Annotated in this window: 18 protein-coding genes and 1 pseudogene; 10 read left to right on the top strand and 9 right to left on the bottom strand. The window is 63.0% G+C overall.

Going from position 1 to position 21,903, the window contains the following annotated elements:
• The first annotated feature begins 97 nt into the window (after positions 1-97).
• Positions 98-1,777: a glutamine--tRNA ligase/YqeY domain fusion protein gene (locus tag QX034_RS31995; protein ID WP_315703513.1), complete on the top strand. Its 1,680-nt coding sequence runs from the start codon at positions 98-100 to the stop codon at positions 1,775-1,777.
• 137 nt (positions 1,778-1,914) lie between these two features.
• Here the strand turns inward: QX034_RS31995 and QX034_RS31990 are convergent, their stop codons facing one another.
• Positions 1,915-2,121, bottom strand: coding sequence for a hypothetical protein (locus QX034_RS31990; RefSeq protein WP_315703514.1), 207 nt, complete (start codon positions 2,119-2,121; stop codon positions 1,915-1,917).
• Positions 2,122-2,262: 141 nt separating this feature from the next.
• Here QX034_RS31990 and QX034_RS31985 point away from each other — a divergent pair, with 141 nt between their 5' ends.
• Positions 2,263-4,554: a ComEC/Rec2 family competence protein gene (locus QX034_RS31985; protein WP_315703515.1), complete on the top strand. Its 2,292-nt coding sequence runs from the start codon at positions 2,263-2,265 to the stop codon at positions 4,552-4,554.
• On the opposite strand, the gene QX034_RS31980 is transcribed toward QX034_RS31985, so the two are convergent.
• The 6 genes from QX034_RS31980 to QX034_RS31955 form a co-directional block, all read right to left on the bottom strand.
• Complete coding sequence (locus tag QX034_RS31980; protein WP_315703516.1) at positions 4,551-4,787, bottom strand: hypothetical protein; 237 nt, start codon at positions 4,785-4,787, stop codon at positions 4,551-4,553. The two genes, QX034_RS31985 and QX034_RS31980, sit on opposite strands and share 4 nt — an antisense overlap.
• Positions 4,788-4,871: 84 nt before the next feature.
• The gene (locus QX034_RS31975) at positions 4,872-5,312 is read right to left on the bottom strand and encodes a hypothetical protein (protein ID WP_315703517.1); all 441 of its coding nucleotides are present in this window, start codon (positions 5,310-5,312) and stop codon (positions 4,872-4,874) included.
• 260 nt (positions 5,313-5,572) lie between these two features.
• Positions 5,573-6,271, bottom strand: coding sequence for a transcriptional repressor LexA (gene lexA / locus QX034_RS31970; RefSeq protein ID WP_315703518.1), 699 nt, complete (start codon positions 6,269-6,271; stop codon positions 5,573-5,575).
• 279 nt (positions 6,272-6,550) lie between these two features.
• Positions 6,551-7,762 carry a gephyrin-like molybdotransferase Glp gene (gene glp / locus QX034_RS31965; RefSeq protein ID WP_315703519.1) on the bottom strand — a complete coding sequence of 404 codons (1,212 nt, stop codon included), beginning with the start codon at positions 7,760-7,762 and terminating at the stop codon, positions 6,551-6,553.
• Between the two features lie 179 nt (positions 7,763-7,941).
• Positions 7,942-8,751 (bottom strand): alpha/beta hydrolase, encoded by an 810-nt coding sequence (locus QX034_RS31960; protein ID WP_315703520.1) that lies wholly within the window; start codon positions 8,749-8,751, stop codon positions 7,942-7,944.
• A gap of 40 nt (positions 8,752-8,791) precedes the next feature.
• Entirely contained in the window at positions 8,792-9,655 is an 864-nt protein-coding gene (locus tag QX034_RS31955; protein WP_315703521.1) for an urea carboxylase-associated family protein, read from the bottom strand.
• Between the two features lie 350 nt (positions 9,656-10,005).
• Between QX034_RS31955 and QX034_RS31950 the strand changes: the two genes are divergently transcribed.
• The 4 genes and pseudogenes from QX034_RS31950 to QX034_RS31935 all read left to right on the top strand — a co-directional run.
• Positions 10,006-11,571, top strand: a complete 1,566-nt coding sequence (locus QX034_RS31950; RefSeq protein WP_315703522.1) for a glycosyltransferase family 39 protein — start codon at positions 10,006-10,008, stop codon at positions 11,569-11,571.
• Positions 11,572-11,954: 383 nt separating this feature from the next.
• Positions 11,955-12,707 (top strand): cytochrome b/b6 domain-containing protein, encoded by a 753-nt coding sequence (locus tag QX034_RS31945; RefSeq protein ID WP_315703523.1) that lies wholly within the window; start codon positions 11,955-11,957, stop codon positions 12,705-12,707.
• A gap of 138 nt (positions 12,708-12,845) precedes the next feature.
• The gene (locus QX034_RS31940; RefSeq protein WP_315703524.1) at positions 12,846-13,883 is read left to right on the top strand and encodes a cytochrome-c peroxidase; all 1,038 of its coding nucleotides are present in this window, start codon (positions 12,846-12,848) and stop codon (positions 13,881-13,883) included.
• A gap of 77 nt (positions 13,884-13,960) precedes the next feature.
• Positions 13,961-14,958: pseudogene (locus QX034_RS31935) on the top strand (IS630 family transposase); the annotation flags it as partial.
• A gap of 31 nt (positions 14,959-14,989) precedes the next feature.
• On the opposite strand, the gene QX034_RS31930 reads toward QX034_RS31935, so the two are convergent.
• The gene (locus QX034_RS31930) at positions 14,990-16,936 is read right to left on the bottom strand and encodes a PAS domain S-box protein (protein ID WP_315759773.1); all 1,947 of its coding nucleotides are present in this window, start codon (positions 16,934-16,936) and stop codon (positions 14,990-14,992) included.
• Between the two features lie 270 nt (positions 16,937-17,206).
• Between QX034_RS31930 and QX034_RS31925 the strand changes: the two genes are divergently transcribed.
• From QX034_RS31925 to QX034_RS31915, 3 genes are read left to right on the top strand one after another with little or no spacing between them, the layout of a single operon-like run.
• Positions 17,207-18,412, top strand: coding sequence for an ABC transporter substrate-binding protein (locus tag QX034_RS31925; RefSeq protein WP_315703526.1), 1,206 nt, complete (start codon positions 17,207-17,209; stop codon positions 18,410-18,412).
• Positions 18,409-21,117, top strand: a complete 2,709-nt coding sequence (locus QX034_RS31920) for a PAS domain S-box protein (RefSeq protein WP_315743369.1) — start codon at positions 18,409-18,411, stop codon at positions 21,115-21,117. The genes QX034_RS31925 and QX034_RS31920 overlap by 4 nt, the downstream gene beginning before the upstream one ends.
• Positions 21,110-21,310 carry a hypothetical protein gene (locus QX034_RS31915; RefSeq protein ID WP_315703528.1) on the top strand — a complete coding sequence of 67 codons (201 nt, stop codon included), beginning with the start codon at positions 21,110-21,112 and terminating at the stop codon, positions 21,308-21,310. Before QX034_RS31920 ends, QX034_RS31915 begins: the two co-directional genes overlap by 8 nt.
• A 149-nt stretch (positions 21,311-21,459) precedes the next feature.
• Here the strand turns inward: QX034_RS31915 and QX034_RS31910 are convergent, their stop codons facing one another.
• Complete coding sequence (locus QX034_RS31910; protein ID WP_315703529.1) at positions 21,460-21,582, bottom strand: hypothetical protein; 123 nt, start codon at positions 21,580-21,582, stop codon at positions 21,460-21,462.
• A gap of 11 nt (positions 21,583-21,593) precedes the next feature.
• On the opposite strand from QX034_RS31910, the gene QX034_RS31905 reads away from it, so the two are divergent.
• Positions 21,594-21,800 (top strand): hypothetical protein, encoded by a 207-nt coding sequence (locus tag QX034_RS31905; protein WP_315703530.1) that lies wholly within the window; start codon positions 21,594-21,596, stop codon positions 21,798-21,800.
• Positions 21,801-21,903: the final 103 nt, after the last annotated feature.

The following is a 21,903-nucleotide window of genomic DNA, read 5'->3' as shown; positions in this document are numbered from 1 at the left end:
GGGGGTGTATAGCAGGACCCGCGCATAACTAAAGCCTTCCTTGGGGATTGCGGATTTGGCACATAGTCTCGCGACATCCGAAGCAGGACAGGGTTTGATGACGACGACAGACACGACGGCTGAGACAGGGCGCGACTTCATCCGCGACATCGTCCAGGCCGATCTCGACAGCGGCAAGCACAAGACGGTCGTGACCCGGTTCCCGCCGGAGCCGAACGGCTATCTGCATATCGGCCATGCCAAGTCGATTGCTCTCAACTTCGGCATCGCCCAGGAGTTCGGTGGCCGCTGCCATCTCCGTTTCGACGACACCAACCCGGCCAAGGAGGAGCAGGAATTTATCGATTCCATCCAGGCCGACGTGCACTGGCTCGGCTACGACTGGGGCCAGAACCTGTTCTATGCCTCCGACTATTTCGAGCGGCTCTATGGCTGGGCGGAAGGGCTGATCGAGGCCGGCCTCGCCTATGTCGACGATCAGTCGCAGGAGGAAATTCGGCTGTCCCGCGGCACCTTGACCGAGGCCGGCAAGAACAGCCCGTTCCGCGACCGCACGGTCGAGGAGAATCTGGACCTGTTCCGGCGCATGAAGGCGGGGGAATTCCCCAATGGCGCGCGCGTGCTGCGCGCCAAGATCGACATGGCCGCCGGCAACATCAATCTGCGCGATCCCGTGCTCTATCGCATCCTGCACGCGCACCACCCGCGCACCGGCGACAAATGGTCGATCTATCCGAGCTATGATTACGCCCATGGCCAGTCCGACGCGATCGAGGGCATCAGCCATTCGATCTGCACGCTGGAATTCGAGGACCACCGGCCGCTCTACGATTGGTTCCTGGACAAGCTGCCGGTGCCCTCGCATCCGCACCAGTACGAGTTCGCGCGCCTCAACCTGACCTATACGCTGCTGTCGAAGCGCGTGCTGACGCGGCTGGTGCAGGAGGGGCATGTCGCCGGCTGGAACGATCCGCGCATGCCGACGATCGCGGGGCTGAAACGTCGCGGCGTGCCGCCGGCCGCGGTGCGCGAATTCGTCAAGCGTATTGGGGTCGCCAAGTCGAACAGCATCGTCGATGTCGGCATGCTGGAATTCTGCATCCGTGAGGAGCTCAACCGCACGGCGCTGCGTCGCATGGCCGTGCTGCGGCCGTTGAAGGTGGTGATCGAGAACTATCCGGAAGGCCAGGTGGAGGAGATCGAGGCGATCAATCACCCCGATGATCCCTCCGCCGGCACGCGCAAGATCGCCTTCGGCCGCGAGCTCTATATCGAGCAGGACGATTTCATGGAGAACCCGCCGAAGAAGTTCTTCCGCCTCTCGCCCGGCACGGAAGTGCGGCTGCGCTACGCCTATTTCATCAAGTGCCGCGAGGTGATCAAGAACGCCGCCGGCGAGATCGTCGAACTCCGTTGCACCTACGATCCTGCAACGCGTGGCGGCAACGCCCCCGATGGCCGCAAGGTGAAGGCGACCATGCACTGGCTGCCGGCGGCGCAGTCGCGCACCGCTGAGATCCGCATCTACAATCAGCTGTTCGCTAATCCCGCGCCCGACGCGGCGAACTTCGCCGCCGACCTCAACCCGAACTCGCTCGAGATCCTCAAGGATGCGCGGATCGAGCCGGCGATCGCGGAGACCAATTCGGACGCGGTGATGCAGTTCGAGCGGCAGGGTTATTTCGTGCGCGATCCCGACTCGACGCCGGACAAGCTCGTGTTCAATCGCACGATCGGCTTGCGCGACACCTTTGCCAAGGAAGTCGCGAAGGGCTGAAGACGAGACTTATCGCCGACACTGATCGCCGCCGTCATTTCGCGGCGGTTGCATGTGACGAATGGCTCGGCCCAAGATCGCGTGGCCCAAGATCGCGTGGCCGGTTGCGCGCAGCGGCCGGAATCAGACGCTCGCGCTCATTCGAGCGTATCCTGCCCGGCTTGGGTGAGCACGGGGACGCCATCTTCGACCTCGACGAGGCCGCGTTCGGTCAAGAGCCGCAGATCGTCGTCATTGACCGGTGACAGCGACAGGCGCCGCGCCCTGATGTCGCGCAGGGCCCAGCGCAGATGGATCGCCTGCTCGAGCCCGAGATCGGCGAACGGATTGGCTTGGTCGATCATGACGCCAGCAACTCCCGAGCGAGGAGAAAGTTCCATCCTTTCTTGAGGTGGTGGTGCCATTCGGAGATTCTCGTTCCGTTCTGCTAGCCGTCGACTTGCAGCTTCCAGTAGCCTTTCGCCCGTTCAGGGAGTGCGAGTGCGATGGCGGAGCCGGACCGGCCGCCAAGCCGGGGGCGCGGCTTTGCCGGCAGCATTGCGGATGTCTGGCCGCCGCGACGGGCGGCGCAGGCCGGCGGCTATCTTGCCGATACCCCGACATGGTCGTCGCTGCTCGCCAGACTGAAGGCCTGGGCGCACGCCGAGGCCGCGGCAGGGCGGCTCCTGCCGTGGGTGCCGGTCGCCTTTGGCGCCGGGATCGCGCTGTACTTCGCTGCCGATCACGAGCCGGTGCTGTGGGTTGCTGCAGTGCTCGCGCTGATGATCTCTGCCGGAGCGTTTGTCTTGCGGCGTCACCGGCTGTTTCCGGCTGCGGTGATGATCGCTGCGGTCGCCGCGGGTTTTGCCGTCGCAACAGCCCGGACGGCGCGGCTCGCGCACACCGTACTGGCCCGACCGCTGTTTTCGGTCACGCTGTCCGGCTTCGTCGAGACCCGCGACATCCGCGAGCGCACCGATCGCTTCGTGCTGCGCGTGACCGAGATGGAAACCGCGCGTGGTGAGATCACGCTGGCGCGGGTGCGGCTATCCGTACGGAAGGGCATGGCGCCCGACGTCGGCAGCTTCGTGCAGCTCAAAGCGCGCCTGTTGCCACCGCTCGCGCCGCTTCGGCCTGGCTCTTACGACTTTTCGCGCGACATGTTTTTCCAGAGCATCGGTGCCTCCGGCTTCGTGATGGGCGCGATCAAGACGGTTGCCCCGCCGCAGGATGGCGGCTTCGGCCTGCATTATGCCGCCTTCATGCAGGGCCTGCGCGACACCATCGATGCGCGCATCCGCGCCCGGCTCGACGGCGACGAGCGCGCGATCGCAACCGCGCTACTGACCGGCCGCCGCGACGCCATTACGACGCCGGTCAACGACGCCATGTTCATCTCCGGGCTCGGCCATGTGCTGTCGATCTCCGGCTATCACATGGCCGTCGTTGCCGGCGTGGTGTTCTTTGCCGTGCGCGCGCTGCTGGCGCTGATCCCGGGGCTTCATGTCAGCCACCCCATCAAGAAGTGGGCGGCTGCCGCCGCGCTTGTCGCCGCGGCCTTCTATCTGTTGCTGTCGGGCGCGGAAGTCGCGACCCAAAGGTCCTTCTACATGACCGCCGTCGTGCTGATCGCCGTGCTGGTCGATCGCCGCGCCATCACCTTCCGCACGCTCGCTGTCGCCGCGATGATCGTGCTAGCGATCGCGCCGGAGGCGCTGGTGCACCCCAGTTTCCAGATGTCGTTCGCCGCGACCTTAGGCCTGGTGGCGTTGGTACAACTCGGGCTGCCGCATCTGTTCGCGACGCCCGACAGTTCGACGACAGCGCGCATCGCACTATGGGGCGGCCGCGAACTGGCCATGCTGCTGCTGGCCTCGCTGATCGCGGGGCTCGCGACCACGCCTTATGCCGCGTTTCATTTTCATCGCGTGACACCCTACGGCGTGCTCGCCAATCTCGCGGCGATGCCGGTGGTCTCCGCTCTGGTCATGCCGGCCGGATTGCTGGGACTGCTCGCGGCGCCGCTCGGGCTCGACGGTCCGTTCTGGTCGCTGATGGGATGGGGCATCGACTGGATGATCGCGGTGACGCGCTGGGTGGCAAACCTGCCCGGCGCGGTCGGTCGCATCCATGCGTTCGGCATCGGTCCCGTGATCGCCGCAAGTCTTGGCCTCATCCTGATGGGTCTGCTGCGCACGCCGCTGCGTTGGAGCGGCGCGGGTCTGCTTGCGGCTTCGATTCTCTGGGCGCTGATGACGCCGCAGCCGGACATGCTGATCTCCGCCGATGGCCGCAACGTCGCGGTGCGCGGCCGCGAGGGCCGGCTGCATCTCATCCGGACGGGTAAGGACGCCTTCCTTGCTCAGGAATGGCTCGCCGCCGATGCCGATGCGCGAACGCCGGCCGATAGCTCGCTCGGCGACGGCGTGTCCTGCGATGACGCCGGCTGCGTGGTGCCGCTTGCCGATGGCCGCTTCGTCTCGCTCGCGCTGCGCGCCGAGGCCCTGGAGGACGATTGCGCGCGGGCCGCACTGGTCGTGACAGTCAGGCAAGCGCCGCCCGATTGCACGGCCTTAGTGGTAGATCGCGACCGGCTGCAGCATCAGGGTGGACTGGCCCTCACGCGGCGCGGCGACGGCTTTGCGGTCGAGGCCGTCCGGCCCAACGGCACGCAGCGGCCGTGGTGGCCGGCTGCTCCCGATGCGGGCGATTTCCAGGCAACGCTGGCGCCGCGCTCGCCGGCGCCAAGATCCCAGGACGCGACGCCGCCGGAGGCGGAGCAGGGGGCGGTGGATTAGCAATCCGGCAGTTCGAACGTGCCGAGATGATATTCGGATGCGTCGTCGTCCTCGTCGCCATCCGACGGGCTTCGCGATGGCGGTGGAAGCTCCACCAGGGTGAACAGCGCATCGGGATGTTGCTGCCAGACCGCGATATCGTCGGCCGTCACGGTCAGCCATCCGAACGTGAATATGTAACGACCGGGCTCAGTGATGCGCCCGGCCTTTTGCCAATTGATCTTGTTGACCACGGGCCATTCTCCCCCCGGCGAACCATAACTTCCGCCGAGGGCCGAATGTTCCCATTTGTCTTCGCATCCGTTGCGCTTCTCAGTTCAGGTGATCGAGATCCGCCGCACCGGCGTCGTTTCGCTGCTGCTCGAAGCCTCGGTGCCCAGCGGCCTGCGCTCGGCCGGCTGCTTGGTCGCGGGCAATTGCAGCACGGTGACGCGTTGTCCCTCGCAGAGCTGGGTCACCAGCACATGCCGACCATCTGCGAACTCGATCGCATCATGGTGGCGATCGGGCACATGCTTCTCGATCGTGTTGAACTTGGCCACGCGGTCGCGGATCGTGCGGGTCCAGATCCAGCGGCTGTCGTAGCGAACGTCGTCGGCAAACGCCAATTCCGTCCCGGGCAGCATACACACGGCGACATTCGGCTCGCTCTCGGAGGCGAAGCCGCGGGTCGAGGTTCCGCGGAACGTCGTCGAGATCAGCGTTTCCCCGACTTTCGCCGGGCGGGACGCAACAGCATGCAGGCTATAGTCACACATCGGATCGCTCCTCGTTCGAGATAGCAACCCACGCTCCCCCCGGACAGGCGCAGGCCTCTATCAGAGTGGACATCAGGAACGATGTTAGCGCGTGCTTGACGGCAATTCTGCGCTGATCTGCACCCCGTACGGCGCTTCGCGATCACAAGCGTTTGAGCGTGTTGCATCGCGATCGAAGTGCAATCATCATCAGCGCCGTCGGAAGAGACCTCCAACGCGTCAGATCAAATTGCGCGCGATCCAGTTCGCGCGCGTGACGATCAGTACTTGCGGTACAGCCCGATCAGCTTGCCCTGGATCTTGACGCGGTTGGGCGGCAGGATGCGGACTTCATAAGCGGTGTTGGCCGGCTCCAGTGCGATCGAGGCGCCGCGCCGGCGGAAACGTTTCAAGGTGGCTTCCTCATCGTCGATCAGCGCGACGACGATGTCGCCGGTGTCGGCGGAGTCGTTGCGCTGGATCAGCGCCATGTCGCCATCGAGGATGCCGGCATCGACCATCGAGTCGCCGCGGACTTCCAGCGCATAATGCTCGCCGGAGCCGAGCATGTCGGCCGGGACGCTGATGGTGTGGCTGCGCGTCTGCAGCGCCTCGATCGGCGTGCCCGCAGCGATGCGGCCCATCACCGGGACGGCGACGGGACGATCGCCCTCGTCGATCGCCGGCGTGCTGGTGCGCACCTTGCCGAGATTACCTTCGATGACAGACGGCGTGAAGCCACGCCGGTTGTTCGCCGCCTGGGACAGTTCGGGCAGCTTGATCACCTCGATGGCGCGCGCGCGATTGGGCAGGCGGCGGATGAAGCCGCGCTCTTCCAGCGCGGTGATCAGACGATGGATGCCCGACTTCGAGCGCAGATCGAGTGCGTCCTTCATCTCATCGAAGGAGGGCGGCACGCCAGCTTCCCTCAGACGTTCGTTGATGAACCGCAGAAGTTCGTACTGTTTGCGCGTCAGCATCTCGACCAGATCCCCAGGTTGATGTGTCGTTCTCGCCCGAGACGTTCTTGTTCAAGACGCTCTCGTTCAAGACGTTCTCGTTTGAAGCGTTCTCGTTCGAAACGTCCTCAGTTCGCGGCGCCCGCAACATCTTCGAAACAAATCATGAACGGACACTATCTGTTCGATATGTGTTCTGCAATCATTAATTTGCAATGAAGGTGGTGCGCAAGATGCCTGCTCGATGCCCGCAAAATAGCTGCGAGATCCCTGGCGGTATATTTGGCAGCTGCACCCTGTTTAGTCTGGCAGCCTCAGAATCTCGCAGACGGAGCCGGCACTTGCCGCGGGCGCAAAAGCCGGGCGGATCACCAGGGCCTGCGATAGCGCGAGGTTGCCGAGCAGCGAGGAATCCTGATGCGTCACCGGCGTTGCGACCAGCGCGCCGTCGGCGCGCACCTCGAGCCGCGCGCGCAGATAGTCCTCGCGGACGTCGTTGGCGGCGAGGTCGCGGCCGAGCAGCGCAGTCTCGCGGGCAGGGTGGATTTGAGCCAAGCCCACGAGCTTCCGAATCAGCGGCACCAGAAACAACAGGCTGCAGACATAGGAGGAGACGGGATTGCCGGGCAGGCCGATCACGCGCATCTGGCCCAACCGTCCATGCATCATCGGTTTGCCCGGGCGCATCGCGATCTTCCAGAACGCCATGTCCACGCCCTCGGCGTCCAGCGCCTGCTTGACCAGATCATGATCGCCGACCGAGGCGCCGCCGGTCGTGATCAGGATGTCGGCTTTCGCCTCGCGCGCGCGGCGGATGCCTGCGACCGTCGAGTCCAGCGTGTCGGCGGCGATGCCGAGGTCGATGGGATCTGCACCCTCGGCGCGCGCCAGGGCGCGCAGCGCGTAGCCGTTGGAATAGACGATCTGGCCGGGACCGGGATTCGACCCCGGCATCACCAGCTCGTCGCCGGTGGCAAGCAGCGCTACCTTGGGGCGGCGGTGCACCGGGAGCTCGGGATAGTTCATGCTGGCGGCGAGCGACAGGTCGCGATCGCTCAGGCGTCGGCCGGCTTTGAGCAGCACGTCGCCTTCGTGGAAATCCGCGCCGGCCGGGCGAATATGCCGGCCCTTCCTGGCCGCTTCGGTGATGGTGACGTGGTCGCCATCCGCGATCGTGTCCTCCTGGATCACGATGGCGTCGGCGCCGTCGGGAACGACGCCGCCGGTGAAGATGCGCGCGGCCTCGCCGGGCCCGAGCGTGCGATCGAACGGCCGGCCGGCCGCGATCTCGCCGATGACCTTGAGCGTGGCGCGGGCGCGGTCGGCATCCGCGGCGCGGACCGCATAGCCGTCCATCGCCGACATCGGCTGCGGCGGCTGGGTCCGCAGCGCCGCGACGTCCCGCGCCAGCACCCGGTGATAGGCCTGGTCCAGCGCGACCTTTTCCTCCGGCAGCGGCGCGGCGCCGTCGAGCACCAAGGCCAAGGCATCAGAGACCGGCATCAGGGCCATGAAGAGTTCCTTCCGAACAGGCCGGCGCAGCGCCGACCGATTCCGCCTTCTAATCGAAGCTTCGATGCAAGGCCAAGCGCTTCGGCGGCAGGGCCGTCAGGACAGTCGATCGGTGGCCGCCCAGATACGCCGCTGCTTCGCCCTCCAGGTATCGTCAGACGTTGTCTGCAGATGCTCACTCACAGTCGCGCGAGAAACTCCGTGAGCAGGACGGTCACCTCGGCTGGCCGCTCCAGGCTCGGCAGGTGCGCCGTGCCGGTCAATTCGCGTCCCGATCCGTTCGGCATCGTCGCTGCCATCAGGCGGCTTCGCTCTTGAATATGAGGGAAATCAAGGTCGCCCCAGATCACGAGCGAGGGCGAGGAGATTTCGCCGAGGCACGGGAAGGCGGGCGTCGCATCGAGGTTCGCACCGATCGGCGGCGACCGCAGCGCAATGGCATTCTTGTCGATGAACAGCCGGCGCAGCTCACCGGCAACGCGGCCTTCGGCTTGGAGTGGACCGTCCAGCCACATGTGGGCCTTGATCGCGCAGACTCGATCCCAATCGCAGGCCGCCTCGGCTTCCGCAAGCTGTGTCATCAGATCCGCGATTGCGGGTAGATAGACCGGTTCGGGCGCGCCGCTGACCGATGGCGCGACCAGCACCAGCGCCCGGACGTGGGATGGATAACGAAGCGCGAAGTCGAGCGCGATTCGTCCGCCTTGTGAGCAGGCGACAAGGATCGCAGGCGTGCCGCTTGCGACGGTGTCTATCACCGCCAGCAAATCCGCCACTTGAGAATGGCCTTCCTTCTCCGCGGCAGTCCCGCCAAAGCCGCGACGGTCATAGGCGATCGCCATATGCGTCGCACTGATGGCATCCACTTGCGCGCGCCACATCATGCGGTCGAAAACCGCAGCATGCAGAAAGACGACCGGTTGGCCGTGACCGACGACATCGGTAGCAAGCCGCGCGCGGCCTGTGATGATTTGACGGGGTGCGCTCATCGACTTCGATCCTGGAAGTGCGGCTGTGCAGTCGCCGATGCTAAGCGGGCGCGCCATGGCGGCGATGGTAGCCGCTCGGCGCTGGCCACGTCCAGCTGGCAAGCGTTGATCGATCCGGCTCGAAGATCTCGATCTTGAGCGGATAGCACGCGGCGGCATCGCTCGAATGGGTCGCGCTGCAATCGCCGCCGGGACAGGCCGACAGCGCGCCGAGCAGATCGATCTCGGCGAAGAACTCGATGAAGTCGCCGGGACGGACCGGGCTCGCCTTCATGAAATATTGCTGCGTATCCTTGGTGAAGCCGGTGCACATGAAGACGTTGAGCACGTCGTGCACGTGGTGCTCGACCGTATCGGGCTCGGACTTCAATTCGGCGCCGAGCGCGCGCGCCAGGTTGGAATGGCAGCAGAAGTCGTAAACGCGGCCGTTCAACCGCAGGTTGGTGTAGGGATCGCAGCGTGTGCCGATGACGTCGTGCACACCGGCGCCATCCGCATCCCAGCCGTACCAGCCGAGCGTGTCATGGCTGATGGTCGCCATCGGCCTCAGATAAGGCATGCTGCTCCAGAGCCGGTCGCCGGTGCTGACATGCGTGGCGTGCAGCGCGCGGGTCTTGCCGCTGAAGAAGCGCTCGGCGAGATCGTCGGCGTTCCAGAGATTGAGATCGCCGACCTGCGGGCCGTCGATGCTGACGATGCGGAAGAACCGCCCGCGCGTGACGCGAAACGTCCGCGCATCGCGCGGCGGCACCACGATCTCACCGGTCTTGACCAGTGTCTTGCGCGTGGCTTCCAGCACGGCCATGTCGGGCCGCGGCATCGACCCGGCAGGATAGACGATCGTCGGCCTTGCCGAACGGCGTGCGGCTGCGTCGGCGGGCTCGGGTGGGACGTTTGGCGGCATCGTTCGCACTCGCTCAATGCAGGGAGACAGCGTGATGACTGATAGCCCGTGATCGAGGCTCGGTGAATTACAAGAGCAATTCACCAAAGCCGGCCTTCTCATAGCCGCCAAGATGGCGCTTTTCGTATATACCGAGCGACCAGAGTGTGTGAGTCAGCTCGGCCGCAGGGCCCAAACCGGATGTGGCGTGATGTCGCAGCGCCAAGATCGACGCGAATGATCCGCAACGGACATGTTGCTTCTGTTGTCTATTTGTTGTCGATCTCGCCTCTCGCTTGCGGGTCGGTTTGGGACCGATCGGACTTTGTCTAATTAAGGCCTGTATATTCGTGGATTTCACTTTCTCAGAGATGGCCGCACGGTCAGATCTCAACCCCGCGCCATGGCGCCGTCCCTTCATCCGCTGGCTTGATGGCGTCGAAGCCGGGTGGTCCGTCCCGCTATTGCTTGTCAGTTTCGCAGCCGTTTGGACGGCTTACCTGTGGATCGCGTATGCGGGCTCGGGTCTCCATCCCGATTTTCTCGAGACCTGGACCCTGGGGCGGCACTTCGCCTGGGGCAACCCCAAGCATCCGCCGCTGATGGGCTGGGTCACCGGTGCCTGGACACAGGTCTTCCCGTCCACCGACTGGTCGCTGCAACTGATGGCGATGACCAACGCGGCGCTGGCGCTGTGGGCCGTCGACCTGATCTCCAGGCAGTTCGTGACCGGGCACAAGCGCCTGCTGGTGCTGCTGTTGCTGATGCTCACGCCCGCCTATCAGTTTCACGCCCAACGCTTCAACGCCAACGCGGTGCTGCTGGCGGTATGGCCGCTTGCGACTTATTGCTTTCTGCGCGCGTTCGAAACCAGGACCGCGATCTGGGCCATCGCGGCCGGACTGGCGGCCGCGGTCGCGATGCTCGGCAAATATTACTCGGTATTCCTTTTGGCGAGCTTCGCTCTTGCTGCCCTCGCTCATCCGTCGAGACGCGCCTATTTCACCTCCGCCTCGCCGTGGATCTCGATAGCCGCAGGCCTCCTGGCCCTTGCGCCTCATCTCTACTGGCTCGCGACCACGGGAGCTGCTCCCTTCGGCTATGCGATGGCGGCGCACGGGGGAGTTGATCTGCCGACGTCACTCCAGGATTCAACGTCCTTCGTGGCGGGCCTTGCGGCGACGATGAGCCCTCCCGCGCTCACCTGGGTTTTGATTGCCGGTCCGCGATTGCGGCGGCTGCCGAGCGATTTTGTGGCCATGGTCCCGGGCTTGCGGCTGCTTTTTTATATCGCGATCGGCACGATCGTCTTGCCGGTCGCGACCTCGCTGACCGTGGGCACCGATCTGCCATCCATGTGGGCACTGCAGGGCGTGTTCCTGTTCGCCGTTCTGATCGTGTGCGGGACCAGCTATCCGATCGAGCGCTTCCATACGGTGAATGCGACGGTCCTCGTTGTAGGCATCGCGCTCGCGGCGGTCGTCATCGCCGCGCCGCTGCATGCGCTTTATCGCAACAGCCACGGCTATGAGGAAGGGCGCAATCTCTATCCTCAGATCGCCGGCGAAGTCACGCGCCTGTGGCACGAGCTCACCGGCATTCCGTTCGCCAGGGTCAGCGGCGACGATGCGCTCGCATTTGCGACTGCCTTCTACAGTCCCGATCATCCCTATTATGCGCGACCGTTCGCCAAGCAATACACTTGGCCCGTCCCGCGCAAGACGACGCTGGAGCATGGCTGGGCCGGGCTTTGCTTTCACGACCAGCCGGAGTGCCTCGCCTGGATGGACCAGACCGCCGCGCGCGCCGGGAACGTCGTCCGGCACGAGTTCGTCGCGCAGGCCCATCTGCTGGGCATGCCCGGCGTATCGAGAAGGGTGGTCGCGCTCATCGTGCCGCCGCAGGCCGCGCAGGCAGACGAAGAACCCGGCAAATGATCGCGCAAGCCGGAGGCTGAAGGCTGCATCAGGCAGAAGCCGAGCGGCCTCGTTTCGCGACCGAAGCTTACGTCATTCTTTCCCCGACGCAGACATATGAGCTGCTGGAATTCAGCTGGTTAGGCCGGATCGGACATCGTCATCCTGCACGCGGGCCGACGCGATTGACCCCAAAGCAGACGAGAGAGGCACGTCCAGGTTGCAACATTCGACCAGCACTAGTGACCCATTGATCTGCATCACGGCGCTCGTCGATTTTTGTGATGTTATTTCTCCGACGCGCGAGCGATGCCATTCGCAATGGCACCGAAGGAGGCCGCATGGTTATGGCGGCGGCCCGCAAATAGTCGTGCGGCGTTCTTATTGAGACAGGTGTCCGGCAAATGCCGCAGCTCCCCACGTCCACGTCAGCCGAGCACCTTCACGCCTACGACGTATGGGATGTCCCGACGCGGTGGTTCCATTGGATCAACGCGCTCACCGTGCTCGGTCTGATGATCGTCGGAGTTATCCTGCTGAACGACGACGCGTTGGGGCTCGCCGCCAACGGCAAGATCCTGCTCAAGGAAATCCACGTCGTGCTCGGCTACGTGATGGGGCTGAATTTGATCTGGCGCTTCGTTTGGGCATTCTTCGGCAACCGCTATGCCAGATGGAGCGCCATCCTGCCTTATGGTTCAGGGTTTTGGGGCAAACTGCGCGCTTACGGCAGCGCCTTTCTCAGCGGCGAGCCGCAAGAATATGTCGGGCATAATCCCGCGGCACGTCTCGCAATTGCAGTTCTCCTGCTGCTGCTCGTGCTGCAAGCCGCGACCGGCACGATTCTCGCGGGCACCGATCTATTCTGGCCGCCGTTCGGAACATGGTTCGCCGGTTGGGTTGCCGCAGCCGGGATTGATCCGGCAACGGTCTCGCCCCTCGCCGCGGAGACGTTGGACCAGACCGCCTACAAGGCCATGCGTGCGTTTCGAAGCCCGGTCGTGACGATCCATCTCTATGCGTTTTATGTACTCGCAGGCGTCGTTCTGCTGCATCTGATAGCGGTGATCGTGACCGAAATTCACGAGGGTGGAAGCATCACGTCGGCCATGTTTACCGGCCGAAAAATTCTCAACCGTCCCCCGCAAGACGTTTAGGCTCGAAAGAAGTCCGGCGCCTGTGGGTGTTTGAAGTATGGCCGTTCGCGCCGAAGGCGCTGTCCGGCAGGACGGCCGAACGCCAGTAGTCACACCTTTCTTGGGCAGTTGTTGGCGAACAACAGAGGAGCAGTCGCCATGATCAGACAAGCCGTCACGTTGGTATCCCTCAGCTGCCTTTTTGCATCCTCCGCTCTGGCACAAGATGACCTGCTGGCGAAGGCGAAGCAGCAATTCGAGCCGATCCCGACAGCTCCACCAGTGCTGCCCGACAACGTGGCGACTCCCGAGAAGGTCGAACTCGGCAAGATGTTATACTTCGACCCGCGGCTCTCCGCGAGTCACGCCATCAGCTGTAGCTCGTGTCATAGCATCGGGCTCGGCGGTGCTGACGCCGAACCCACCTCAATTGGTCATCGCTGGCAGCATGGCGAGCGCAATGCTCCCACGGTCCTCAATGCGGTATTCAACAAAGTCCAGTTCTGGGACGGCCGAGCCAAAGACCTCGAACAGCAGGCCGGCGGGCCGATGGCCAACCCGGTTGAGATGGCGTCGCCCAAGACGCATGTGGCCGAGCAGCTGAAAGGCATTCCGGGCTATGGCGATCTATTCGCCAAGGCTTTCCCGGGCGAGGCGGACCCCATCACGCTTGCTAATGCGCAAAAAGCCATCGCCGTATTCGAGGCGACGCTGATCACGCCAAACGGGCCGTTCGACCGCTTCCTGAGGGGGGAGCAGGACGCGCTTTCGCCGACGCAGAAGGCGGGCCTAGCCGTCTTCATGGACAAGGGATGCTCGGCCTGCCACAGCGGCATCAACGTTGGAGGCGGCATGTACGCCCCGTTCGGCGTGGTCGAGAAGCCGGGCGCCGAGTTTCTGCCACCGGCCGATAAGGGCCGTTTCATGGTTAGCAAAACTCCGGGTGATGAGTACGTCTTCAAGGTCCCAACGCTCCGGAACATAGCTCTGACGGCGCCTTATTTTCACACCGGGAAAGCATGGGATCTGCGCCAGGCGGTGGCCGTGATGGGAACCAGTCAGTTAGGCATTCAGCTGACCGACGATGAAATTAGCAAGATAACCACCTTCCTCGACAGCCTGACTGGTGAACAACCGAAAGTGACGTACCCCATCCTTCCGCCAAGCGTGGTGAGCACGCCCCGACCGCAACCGTGATCGAGGTTATCGGTTTTCTAGTGTTCCGATGCTGACGTATGATTCACAAATCGGCTCAGACTTGCGAATCTGTGCCGATGAGGAAAATCGAACAGATTTCGATCGGCGCCGCCGATCGTGAGCGATTGGAGCGGCTGGTCCGAGACCGGAATACGCCGCAAAAAGTTGTTTGGAGAGCGCAGATCGTGCTTTCTGCAAGCGAAGGGATGACGGCAGAGGCGATCGCGGCGACGGTAGGCAAGAGCCTGTTGACGGTGCGTCGGTGGCGCCAACGCTATACGGCCGAAGGGGCCGAGGGGCTCTTGAAGGACGCGACCCGTCCGTCGCGGGTAAAACCGCTGTCGCCCGAGTTGATCAAGCGCGTGGCGCACATGACTCTGCACGAGAAGCCGCCGAATGCGACCCACTGGAGCGGCCGCAGCATGGCGGCAGCCGCCGGCATCTCCTTGAGTAGCGTCCAGCGGATCTGGAATGCGCATGGGCTGAAGCCGCATATCATTAAGACGTTCAAGGTCTCGCGCGACAAGAACTTCTCCGCCAAAGTCGAGGACGTCGTCGGGCTCTATCTCCATCCCCCGCACAAAGCGCTGGTCTTGTGCGTCGATGAAAAAAGCCAAATCCAAGCTCTCGACCGTACCCAGCCCGGCCTGCCGATGAAGAAGGGCCGCGCCGGCACGATGACCCATGACTATAAGCGTAACGGCACCACGACGCTGTTCGCGGCTTTGAGCATGCTGGACGGCAGCGTCATCGGAGCTTGCATGCCGCGCCACCGGCATCGCGAATTCTTGCGCTTTCTCAAGCTGATCGATCAAAGAACTCCCGCCGGTCTCGACCTGCATCTCATCGTTGACAATATGCGACACACAAGACGCTGGGCGTCCAGCGCTGGCTCAAGGCGCATCCGCGCTTCCACCTGCACTTCACGCCCACCTCGGCATCCTGGCTCAACATGGTCGAACGCTTCTTCGCCGAAATCACCCGAAAACGCATCCGGCGTGGCGCCTTCAAAAGCGTCGCCGAATTGCGGGCCGCACCAAGTCAGCCAGCCAAATCCTCGAGAAAGTCGCCAAAGCGAAATAAGCGTTGGAGTCACAACACTAGGCTCATGATGGGAAGCTGAATCGGCCGTCCCTGAACAAGGCCCGGCAGGCGTCCACGGCGACCGGATCGTAACGTGTTCCTTTTCCCGCCTCGACTTCGGCCAAGGCCACGTCGAGACCAAGCGCCTCGCGGTAGGGACGGCGCGCCGTCATGGCCTCCACGACGTCGGCCACGGCGAGAATCCTGGCGCCGAGGTTAATCTCATCGTTTCTGAGCCCGTGCGGGTAGCCCGAACCGTCCAGCCGCTCATGATGCTGCAGGATCATCTGCGCCACCGGCCAGGGGAAGGCCACGCCCTTGATGATGTCGCACCCGGCCTGCGCGTGCATCTTGACGAGTTCGAACTCAGCCTTGTTGAGCTTTCCCGGTTTGCTGAGAATTTCGGCCGGCACACTGATCTTGCCGACATCGTGCACCACCCCGGCGAGACGGATGCCCTCGATATCGTGCTCCGATAACTTCATGTCGCGGGCGATCGCAGCCGCGAGCAGCGATACATTATACTGGTGGCCTGCGGTATACGGGTCGCGCAACTCCACCGTGCTGGCGAGCGCCGTAATGGTCGCTTCCATGCTCTTGCGAAGCGCCTGTGTGGCCGCTTCGCCGTCGGCCCGGGCACGCAAGGCGGCGATGCCGTAAGCGAGATCATCGGCCAATTCGCCGAGCAGCCGCAACTCGTCGCCGTCGAAGGCGTCCGCCTCCGCAGCGTAGATCGTGAGAGCCCCGATGATTTTGGAATCGACCTTGAGCGGCAGCGCCAGGCTCGATGCGTAGCCGTGCTCCAGCGCTTCCGCCCGCCACGGCACCATTTGCGAACTCGTCGCGAAACTCCGATTGACCTGCGGCTCGCCGGTTCGGATCGCCGAACCAGTCGGCCCCAGGCCGTGCTCGGTGTCGGCCCAGCTGATCCGCGCCGCCTTCAGATATCCGGCTTCCTGCCCCGCCCACGCAACCGGGCGAACCGTCTTCGCTTCGTCGTGTTCGGCGAAGCCGATCGATGCCATCACGTAACCGCCGGTCTCCACGATGACGCGGCACATTTCCCTCAGCAATCGGCCCTCGTCGGCCGCGCGCACCAGCGCCTCATTTCCCCGGCTCAAGGCCTTCAGCGCGCGCTCGGAGAGCCGCAGCGATTCTTCCGCCGCCTTGCGCTTGCTGATGTCGCGGATCGCCGCCGTCACCAGGACACCTTCGGCGCTTTCCAGCGGGCTCAGCATGAGCTCGATCGGAAACTCGCTTCCGTCCTTGCGCCGTGCGCAGAGCTCGATCCCCATGCCGATCTGCTGCGCCAGCGCCTCTGCCACGGGGCGAAGACTGTCCGCGATCAGCCGTTCCACGAAGCCCTCCGGAATGATGTTCCTCACCTTTTGCCCGAGGAGTTCATCGCGGTGGTACCCGAACTGCCTCTCCGCCTGAACGTTCAGCAGGACGATGTCTCCGCCCGTGTTCACCACCACCATCGCGTCTGGAGCCGCCTCCAGCAGCCCGCGGTACTTGCTCTCCATCTGCGCCAGATGCTTGTCCGCGGCCTTGCGCTCGGAAATATCGACGAAACTGGTACGCAGCAAATTCCGGCCAGCCCAAGGCAACGTGTTCACCCGTACTTCGCAGATGAACTCCTGCCCCTGGGCGTTGCGGATGGCGCGCTCGAACGTCATTGCCTCGCCGGCAACGGCCTGCGCAACGTGCGACTGGAAACTCTGCGCGACCGGAAGCCCGTCCGGCTGAGACGGCGTGAAGAACTCCCGCAGATCGTGCTTCAGCAGTTCATCCAACGCGCATCCGAACAGCTTTTCAGCGCTAGGGTTGGCTTCGACGATGCGGTTCGTATCCAGATCGAGAACGATAATGGCGTCCGGCGCCTGCTCGACCAGCAGACGAAAGGATTCATCGCTCTGCACGGACGCGGCTGAACGTTCCTTCAACAGTTTTGCGTCTTCGTCGCTCATTGCCGAACTCATCCGTTGGATGCCTGCGCCGAGCGAGAGCGGTGTGCCGGGTTGCGTGCGTGGATTCGCCAAAGAGCTTGGCAGTCCGGGCAAAGTGGCTCGCGGCGTCGCCGCTGCCATCTGAAATAGAAGGTGTCGTCGACTGCAACTTTGGTCTATTCATTGTGGTTTTTGGGGGAAGGGCGTTGATCTGGCTCAACATTGATATCGAGCCATCGAGAGCTGCCGGGCCGTCAGCCACCGGGGCCACCGTCCGTTCAGAATTTCTGCTTGGCAGACACTGGCGGTTCAAAAACCGCCGCTGAAAATGCCTTCCGCACTCCCCGACTTACCTACGTGGATGCACAGGAGCCTGAAGGAACTGGAGAAGGCTTTGGGAGAACGAAAATGAAATCAGACGAAAGTAGCTGGCAGCGGGACAATCTCGAAGCTGATTTAGGATACATGGAGAGGGCTGGCAAACGACTATCTCGGGCTGCAATGACAATTGTTTGCAATTGGCGTGCAACTGCTCCGGTTTTATGGCTGAAGATGTTGCTGGTCGTTCTCGTTACCCTGGCAGGCGCCGGCTGCACCCCGGAGCCACAAGCGCCGCTCCGGGTTGGCACCAACATCTGGCCGGGTTACGAGCCGCTCTACCTAGCCCGCCAGCAGGGTTATTTTTCACCCGAAAGCATCAGGCTGGTGGAATACACGTCGAGTTCCGAATCCATCCGGGCGTTCCGCAACGGGGCGATAGACGCAGCGGCCCTGACACTCGACGAGGTGCTGCTATTGGGTGAGATGACATCTGACTTGAGCATTGTCCTTGTCCTCGACATCTCCGAGGGCGGCGACGTGATTCTCGCGCAACCGGCGCTATCAAGCCTCCGCGACCTGAAGGGGAAACGGGTGGGCGTGGAGGCGTCCGCCCTCGGCGCCTATATGCTGACCCGGGCACTCCAGACCGCAGAAATGACGTTGGGCGATGTACGTACGGTTTCCTTAGAAGTCTCTGAACATGAGCGGGCGTTCAAGGAGGGGCGCGTGGATGCCGTGGTAACCTTCGAGCCGACGCGGACAAGGCTCCTGGAAGCTGGCGCACGGAAGCTGTTCGACAGCAGCCAAATCCCAGGCGAAATCGTCGACGTCATTGTTGTCAGGCGGACGTATTCGGCAAGGTATGGCGCGCAAGTCAACCAACTCGTGCGCGGCTGGTTCAGGGCTCTGGACTTCATCCGGAAAGATCGGAACCAAGCTGCTTCCCTAATGGCTCCAAGAGAACGGATTAGCGCCGACGATTTTCAAAAAGCGATTCAGGGTTTGCACCTCCCCAATATCGAGGAGAACCGCTCGATGCTCGCAGGTTCAACACCGACCCTCGTCCGCACAACGCGGCAGCTGGGCGAAGTGATGTTGACCAGCCGGCTGATCGTGCGACCGCCGGATTTGAAGGGGTTGCTCGACGGCAGCTTTGTCGAGGATGCCAGGCCATGAACCTATTCACTGGGTTTCCGCTACGCCTGACCATTCCAACGTTTCTTTTCCTGCTAGCCCTGTCGGCTGAAACACTCACCATGAAGCACACTCAGGAAGTGGCCGATGCTGAGGAAGAGAAAGAGGCGCTTGCCCTCGTGACACAGGACATGAGCCAACTGCAGGCAAGCATCGACAACAGCCTGCGCAAGGGAGATTGGGAGGGGGTCCAGTCGGCGATTGCGCTTAGGGGATCAAACCCGAACGTTGCGGTCCTTGTATTGGTTGATGATGCGGGGACCATCGTCGGCTCCACCAGCCTGAAGCTCATTGGGGTCCCCATCGGTCGGGCCCTGCCCAACGTGGATGCAGCATTTTCGAGGGACATCGGCGCGACCCTGAACGCACGGGTTTCCCTATCTGACGACCGCCAGTTCATCTCTGCCTACTATCCGGTCATCCTCGGCGCAAAGGAGGGGGAGATCCGGCCGAACCGGGTGGGATTGGTGTATCTGCGCTATGACCTCACCTACGCCAAGGGAATCCGGCGCTATGAGTTGGGGCGACAGGCACTTGTCGTGACGGGGTTTTATGGCGGCGGCTTCCTGCTGCTCGTTGTTTTCCTGCACCTGGTGCTCACCAAAAGAGTCGGTCAGCTCGTCTCGGCGAGCACGCGCTTTGCCGCCGGAGACCTCGCTGCTCGGACAGGATTCGTGGGGAAGGATGAGCTTGCTCAGATCGGGGCGGGCTTTGATCGGATGGCTAAGGAGATCGCCAAAAATCACGAGGCGCTGGTCCTTCTGAATCGCGACCTGCGAAGGAGCGAGAAATTCCTCGATGACATCGTGGAGAACGTCCCGAACATGATTTTCATAAAGGATGCGCAGACGCTGAGATTCCTGAGAATCAACAAGGCCGGCGAGCAACTTCTGGGATGTTCACGGGAAGAACTGCTCGGGAAGAACGATTATGACTTCTTTCCGAAGCAGGAAGCGGACTTTTTCACGTCAAAGGATCGTGAAGTGCTTGGCAAGAAAGGACCCGTTGATATCCCGGAAGAGACGATCAAGAGCAGGGGCCAAGGCGACCGGATCATCCTGCATACCAAGAAAATCTCGATCGAGGGCAACGAAGGAAAGCCACTGTACCTTCTCGGCATATCCGAGGACATTACCGAGCGCAAAAAGGCGGAACTGCGGATGGCGCAATTGGCCGCGCAGAACAGGCTGATCCTGGATTCTGTGGGAGAAGGCGTCTGCGGTCTGGACAGTGACGGCCGATGCGCATTTGTGAATCCTGCGGCATCGCAATTGCTTGGCTTCACCATCGAGGAACTCGTTGGCCAAGACGGTCATAGCAAATTCCATCACACCAGGGCGGATGGCCGCCCCTACCTGGAGGAGGAATGTCCGGTCCATTCAGCGTTCAAACGGGGGATGGTCACTCGCGGGACAGAGCTGTTCTGGCGCAAGGATGGCAGCAGCTTCCGGGCGGAATTCATCAGCACTCCGATCCTGGATGCGGGCAAAGTCACCGGGGCAGTGGTGACGTTCCGGGACATCACCGAGCGCGAGCGGATCGAGCAGCGGAACGCGCAGCTTGCGGCGATCGTGGAGTCCAGCGACGATGCGATCTTCGGCAAGACGCTGGAGGGCGTCATCACCAGCTGGAACAAGGGCGCAGAGCTGATTTACGGCTACACCGCGCAGGAAGTGGTCGGCAGGTCGGTCTCGGTCCTGATGCCGCCCGGGCGCAGGCAGGAGATGTCAAGCAATCTCGCCTTGATCCGGGAAGGACGCCATATCCTGCATTTCGAGACACCGCGACGCAAGAAAGACGGGAAGGAAATTTACGTGTCGCTGACGATGTCTCCGGTGAAGGATGACGCGGGGCATATCATCGGCGCATCGGCGATCGAGCGCGACGTCACCGAGCTGAAGCAGGCCGAGGAGGAATTGCGCAAAGAGCGCCAACACCTCGAAGAGGTGGTCGCGATGCGCACGGCGGAACTGACCACGGCGAACGATGATCTCGAAGCGACCAACAGGGAGCTGGAGGCATTTGCCTATTCGGTCTCGCACGACCTCAGAGTGCCGCTCCGGGCGATCGACGGGTTCTCCCGCATCCTGCTGGAGGATTATTCCGGCAAGCTCGACGCCGAGGGCCAGCGGGTGCTGAACGTCGTGCGCGACAACGCGATCAAGATGGCCCGGCTGATCGACGACATCCTTGCGTTTTCGCGGGCAGGCCGCAGCGAGATCGCGCCGGCGCGGATCGATATGGATGGGGCGGTTCGCGCCGTGATCGAGGAATTGGCGCCGGCCGTCGCGGGGCGCAGACTGACTTTCGACATCAAGCCGCTGGCGCCGGCGCAGGGCGACCCGGCCATGGTCCGGCGGGTCTGGACCAATCTGATCGACAACGCCATCAAGTTCACCGCGCCCAAGCCCGACGCCGTCATCGAGATCGGATCGACAGCCGGCAAAGACGAAACCACCTACTACGTCAAGGACAACGGCGCGGGCTTCGACATGCAATACGCCGCCAAACTGTTCGGCGTGTTCCAGCGGCTGCATGGTTCCGAATTCGCTGGCACCGGCATCGGGCTCGCTATCGTCAAGCGCATCGTCGTGCGGCATGGCGGGCAGGTGTGGGCCGAAGGCAGGGTGAACGAGGGCGCGACGTTCTATTTTACTCTGCCTGTCCGGGAGGACTCACATGCCTAATGCAAACACCCAGGTCGAAATCCTTCTGGTCGAGGACAATGCAGCCGATGCGGAGCTTTGCATCCGCACGCTCAAGAAGAACAATCTGGCCAACCGGCTCGTGTGGGTGAAGGACGGCGCTGAGGCGCTCGACTTCCTGTTCGCCAGGGGCGCCTATGCCGACCGTGCGGTCTCCGCCCGCAATGCGGCCTAGATGCATCCTAAGGTTGTATTGCTCGATCTCAAGCTGCCCAAGGTCGGCGGGCTTGAGGTCATCCGCAAGGTCTGGGCCGATGATGCGCTGAAGCTGCTTCCTATCGTCGTTCTGACCTCTTCGAAGGAAGATCGCGACGTCGCGGAAGCCTACAGCTCGGCGCGAACGCCTTCGTCAGCAAACCAGTCGAATTCGAGGAGTTCGCCGCCGAGGTGGCGCAGCTTGGCCTGTTTGGGCTGCTCATCAACAAGCCACCGCGCTAGATCGGGCACACGCACACTGCGTGACACAGAAACGATCTTGCGCGGTCATTGAAATTTTGCGGCTTCGCTGCCCCGCATTTTGCAGCGCCGCGCGCGCCGGGAACGTCGTCCGGCACGAGTTCGTCGCGCAGGCCCATCTGCTGGGCATGCCCGGCGTATCGAGAAGGGTGGTCGCGCTGATCGTGCCGCCGCAAGCCGCGCCGGCAGATGAAGAAGCGGGACAATGATCGTACGAATGGGTGTGTTTGCAGGTCAAGGCAGAAGCTGAGCGGCCTCGTCTCGCGACCAAACTCTACGTCATTCTGTCCTCGGGGCAGCAGACATATGTGC

Origin of the sequence: Bradyrhizobium sp. SZCCHNR3119 (assembly GCF_032487775.1) — a bacterium.
Classification (GTDB): domain Bacteria; phylum Pseudomonadota; class Alphaproteobacteria; order Rhizobiales; family Xanthobacteraceae; genus Bradyrhizobium.
Note: the sequence above shows the minus strand (reverse complement) of the source record. Positions and strands in the feature narration are given on the sequence as shown.

Bases quoted from the DNA above. Each gene is read 5' to 3' on its own strand.
- lexA (WP_315703518.1), bottom strand. From the start codon at position 6,271: ATGCTGACGCGCAAACAGTACGAACTTCTGCGGTTCATCAACGAACGT.
- QX034_RS31995 (WP_315703513.1), top strand. From the start codon at position 98: ATGACGACGACAGACACGACGGCTGAGACAGGGCGCGACTTCATCCGC.
- QX034_RS31915 (WP_315703528.1), top strand. From the start codon at position 21,110: ATGCCTAATGCAAACACCCAGGTCGAAATCCTTCTGGTCGAGGACAAT.
- QX034_RS31950 (WP_315703522.1), top strand. From the start codon at position 10,006: ATGGCCGCACGGTCAGATCTCAACCCCGCGCCATGGCGCCGTCCCTTC.
- QX034_RS31955 (WP_315703521.1), bottom strand. From the start codon at position 9,655: ATGCCGCCAAACGTCCCACCCGAGCCCGCCGACGCAGCCGCACGCCGT.
- QX034_RS31930 (WP_315759773.1), bottom strand. From the start codon at position 16,936: ATGAGCGACGAAGACGCAAAACTGTTGAAGGAACGTTCAGCCGCGTCC.
- QX034_RS31920 (WP_315743369.1), top strand. From the start codon at position 18,409: ATGAACCTATTCACTGGGTTTCCGCTACGCCTGACCATTCCAACGTTT.
- QX034_RS31940 (WP_315703524.1), top strand. From the start codon at position 12,846: ATGATCAGACAAGCCGTCACGTTGGTATCCCTCAGCTGCCTTTTTGCA.
- QX034_RS31990 (WP_315703514.1), bottom strand. From the start codon at position 2,121: ATGATCGACCAAGCCAATCCGTTCGCCGATCTCGGGCTCGAGCAGGCG.
- QX034_RS31985 (WP_315703515.1), top strand. From the start codon at position 2,263: ATGGCGGAGCCGGACCGGCCGCCAAGCCGGGGGCGCGGCTTTGCCGGC.
- QX034_RS31975 (WP_315703517.1), bottom strand. From the start codon at position 5,312: ATGTGTGACTATAGCCTGCATGCTGTTGCGTCCCGCCCGGCGAAAGTC.
- glp (WP_315703519.1), bottom strand. From the start codon at position 7,762: ATGGCCCTGATGCCGGTCTCTGATGCCTTGGCCTTGGTGCTCGACGGC.
- QX034_RS31960 (WP_315703520.1), bottom strand. From the start codon at position 8,751: ATGAGCGCACCCCGTCAAATCATCACAGGCCGCGCGCGGCTTGCTACC.
- QX034_RS31945 (WP_315703523.1), top strand. From the start codon at position 11,955: ATGCCGCAGCTCCCCACGTCCACGTCAGCCGAGCACCTTCACGCCTAC.